A 3,820-nucleotide genomic window follows, 5' to 3' on the forward strand; every position below is an offset into this window, starting at 1 on the left:
TCAAGATCACTGATTTTGTCTTTTGCTTGAGACATCATGTCTTCACCACTTTCTTTCGCTGAGTGATATAGTTTTTCCGCTTTGTCTTTGGCGGCGTTGAATTTGTTTGCACCAAGATCTGTTAGGGTTGAGGTAATCCCTGAAATTTCAGTGCGTAACTTTTCTAATTGTCCTTGTAGGTCTTTTTCTACGGCTGTTTTATCGTGCTGTGTTGTTTTATTATGGGCCATGATATTTTATCCCTCTTGATTCATTATATTTGTATTGATGTGTTCATAGTGATCATTTGCATTGGAGTGAAAATTTTCACTGCTTGAGTAACGCCAAAAGCTTTTTTTGGTTCCTTTCATTTTGTCGAATTTAAAACTGTTTTTGATAAAATAAATCTTTCCTATACGATATGCTTTGTCTGTAAAGGGGGCGTATTTGTTGAGAATTGTCTTATATGCTTTTATGCTTTTGCAGGAATTTAGCACCATTCTTCAGTTTCTCGTGGCGCAGTTTTTTTTATAATAGTTTTTTAAAAAGCGTGTTGAGGTTTATTTTTTAAGCTTGTGACAGGTAAAAAACATCGTTGTTGCGATTTTGCGGCAGAAGTAATGTCATTTTTATGCTTTTGAAGAAGAAAAAGAAAATAATATTGCGGCTTTTTGCTCTCTATGTATTTGGGGGCAACACCCGCTCCCCATGATACTTTTGGTCAGTTTAAGATATTGCGATAGTTCTTTTTTTAAACGTAAGGTATATTTTTATTTTAGGATAGGAGAGGGACTTCAGTGCGCGGGTTGTTAGAGATGTGCATATCCTTTTCTTCAAGAGTTTTATGATATTTTTGCTGCTTGTTTCATGTAAGCAAATATTTTGTTGGCTTTAAAAGAGCTGCTGAAATGAGAAAAGCTTTGCGATATGAGAGATTTATTTAACAGGAACGATGATAAATTATTCTTATAAATTAAAATATTATATGCGATACTTCTTGTAAATTTATCATTTTGCCTAATTTATGCAATAAATTGATTGGGTAAGATAAACTTGTTGAATTGTTAGAGAAAAATTTCTTGAGTAATTTCTTTAGAATTAAGAGAGAGCTTATGAAATAAAACTATACTTGATTTATCAAGTTTTATTTTTTAAGAGAAATACAAAAGTGACGTTAAAAGGGTCGTGGCATTGTGGAACAGTGATGCTATGCGGGGTGACGATCCAGCTCATAAATAAAGATAAGAGCACAAGAATGTGAGATAAAAATGGAATCTGAAACAGTCCCTTTAGATAAAACAGTCCCTTTAGATAATATGTCTTCTGTATTGATAGTGCATGATTTTTCTCCTTTTTCTATGTTTATGGCTGCTGATTGGGTGGTGAAAGCCGTTATCATTATTTTGTTACTTGCTTCACTTATGTCTTGGACAATTGCTTTTGTGAAAATTGTTGAGATCACTTTGGTAAAACGAAGAGTACGTCATGAACTTCAATTGGTTCTAAATGCTCAGACTCTTACGCGTTTGGCAGCTAGCTTGAAAGAAAGTAAAGGAGCTGGTGTGTTTTTTCTCAAAGAAGTTCTTAAAGAGGTGTATCTTTCTGCACAACAGGTTCATTTTTCTGCTCCTGAAGGGATAAACGAAAGCTCTGGTGAAAAAAACAGTACAGGGGAAAGTGCACAAACGATTGAAGATATTCTCTTTTATGAGGAGAGCAATCAATATGAAGATGTTTCCCGCGATGTTCGCGATGCTAAGGCTCGTGATGTTCATGAAGGTTTAAAAGAAAGGGTTCATTCACTTTTGTCACGCTGCTTGCTGGCTGCTACACGCCGTGTTGCATGTGGAAGCGCTGTTCTTGCAACTATTGGCGCAATTGCTCCTTTTGTTGGTCTTTTTGCAACTGTTTGGGGAATTATGAATTCTTTTATTGGGATTGCTCAGTCTCAAACAACGCGACTTGATGTGGTGGCGCCTGGAATTGCTGAAGCCTTATTCGCAACGGCTGTTGGGCTTTTTGTAGCTATTCCCGCCGTTGTTATGTATAATAGCCTTATGCGTGCTTTGAGTGGTTATCGCAGTGATTTAGGCGATATCGCTGCTGCTCTTGAAAGGCTCTTGAGCCGTGAACTTGATAGACAAAGACAACAGAAAAGTCATAAAAAATGAAAGCAAGCCTTAATAATGATTGGGATATAGACGAGAGTGGGTTGCAAAGCGAAATCAATGTGACCCCTTTTATTGATGTTGTATTGGTGTTGCTTATTGTTTTTATGGTTGCAGCGCCTTTGGCAACGTCTGTCATTTCCGTTCAGCTTCCTTCTATAACTCAAGCACCTTCAGTGGTTCAGTCTGATGAACCTCTTTATGTTACGTTGCAAAAAGATCGTTCTCTTTACATTGGTGATCATCTTGTAGAACAAGCAGCTTTGAGAGAAGCTTTGTTGAGGGAAACTACGCAAAATTTAGAGGCAAAAATTTTAATCAAAGCGGATAGCGAAATTGATTATGGTACTGTCATCGATTTACTCAATCAAATACGTATGGCTGGATATAATAAAATTGGTCTTGTAGGATTGCAAAACTCTACCAATCTTGTCTCAAGAGGTGAGATCAATAATAAAACAACAGGGGTAGAGGACGCTGCTGTCGATGGAGCGGGTGGTAACGTTGTAGGACATGTGGATACCGTAACAACGGGCACTGCGGGAAACGCTAATATTCCAGCCGATGTCTCTGATTAGTGATAAAAACAGCCTTTGTTGCGGGAAGAAAAGAATATTATTCAAAGCCATAGAGTGAAATTGATGAGGGTTTTGTCGTGGTTTTGTTAAACCAAATACGTATGGGTTTGATATTACGCAGGGGGTTCATATATTGAATCGGTTTTTTTAGGATTAAACTCTACTCATCTTGCCGCAAAAGGTATAATCAAGAAAACAGCAGAGGCGATAGTTGTGTGTCTTAATAATCTTAAAGCTCTTTTTGCGGCGGTGTTTATAAATGGTATAACGGTCAAGCCTCCTGTAAAATAATAAAAAATCTATCAAACATCACCATCTTTATGCTTAACAAAAGAGTAAGCGAGCACCATTATCGTATTTATATTTTTTTCCCAATGTTGCGACAGTGTTTAGTATAAGTATTCATTGTAGGCATTTTTCCAGTTGTTATCCGCATGCTAGCCACGTTTGGAACGTGAGAAACATGCTTTTGATTGATTTAATATAAATAGGCTTGCCATGAAACAATCTTACAATATTGAGATTTCTTATTTAAGTTGCAAGACAATTCATTATTATTATAAATCAATATGATGTATAGATTGTTGACATTACCAGTGGTGTGTGAACTCTCAATGGTTAGTGCCAATGTTTTTGTTATGGGGGAGGGGTATCGGGTGATAATGAAGTTTTGTATAGCGTACGAGACGTAATTGAGAGATACTTATTTAGAGGTGCGTTTAGTGAAAAAACTTTGAAAGCAAATGCGCATTCCCTCTGCACTTTAAAAGCCCAAAGAATTTCCAGTGAAAGAGTGGTTGGGTAGGTGTTATTTTGAGAGTAGCGATCTTTCAGAGCCTCTTAAGTGTGTCCCGTTGAACCAAAACCTCCTGTTCCACGGCTCTCGTTATGGCTTTGGGTATTTTGCTCTGGTTCAATGGCGCAAACATTAACTTGGGATACAGGGGCGATGACTGTTTGGGCAATGCGCATGCCCCGTTGGATTGAAAAGTCTTCTTGGCCTAAATTGATAAGAAGGACTTTGACTTCACCACGGTAGTCACTATCAATCGTTCCTGGAGTGTTGAGGCATGTGATGCCGTGTTTTAAGGCTAA

Annotated in this window: 4 protein-coding genes; 2 read left to right on the forward strand and 2 right to left on the reverse strand. The window is 37.5% G+C overall.

The window, feature by feature from the left end; all coding sequences use genetic code 11:
• Positions 1 to 230, reverse strand: a 230-nt coding sequence (locus tag ACFIO3_RS09790; protein ID WP_375704376.1) for a DUF883 domain-containing protein, incomplete at its 3' end; no start/stop codon positions are given.
• 1,017 nt (positions 231 to 1,247) lie between these two features.
• Between ACFIO3_RS09790 and ACFIO3_RS09795 the strand changes: the two genes are divergently transcribed.
• Both ACFIO3_RS09795 and ACFIO3_RS09800 read left to right on the forward strand, forming a co-directional pair.
• Positions 1,248 to 2,150, forward strand: a complete 903-nt coding sequence (locus ACFIO3_RS09795; protein WP_375614486.1) for a MotA/TolQ/ExbB proton channel family protein — start codon at positions 1,248 to 1,250, stop codon at positions 2,148 to 2,150.
• The gene (locus tag ACFIO3_RS09800; RefSeq protein ID WP_375615049.1) at positions 2,147 to 2,725 is read left to right on the forward strand and encodes a biopolymer transporter ExbD; all 579 of its coding nucleotides are present in this window, start codon (positions 2,147 to 2,149) and stop codon (positions 2,723 to 2,725) included. Before ACFIO3_RS09795 ends, ACFIO3_RS09800 begins: the two co-directional genes overlap by 4 nt.
• A gap of 840 nt (positions 2,726 to 3,565) precedes the next feature.
• Here the strand turns inward: ACFIO3_RS09800 and dut are convergent.
• On the reverse strand, positions 3,566 to 3,820 hold a 255-nt coding region (dut, locus tag ACFIO3_RS09805), incomplete at its 5' end, for a dUTP diphosphatase (protein ID WP_375704377.1).

The sequence above is a fragment of the Bartonella sp. AD328YNZD genome (assembly GCF_042196425.1).

What these genes read in the sequence shown, in the direction of transcription:
- ACFIO3_RS09795 (WP_375614486.1), top strand. Translation starts at nt 1,248, where the DNA reads ATGGAATCTGAAACAGTCCCTTTAGATAAAACAGTCCCTTTAGATAAT.
- ACFIO3_RS09800 (WP_375615049.1), top strand. Translation starts at nt 2,147, where the DNA reads ATGAAAGCAAGCCTTAATAATGATTGGGATATAGACGAGAGTGGGTTG.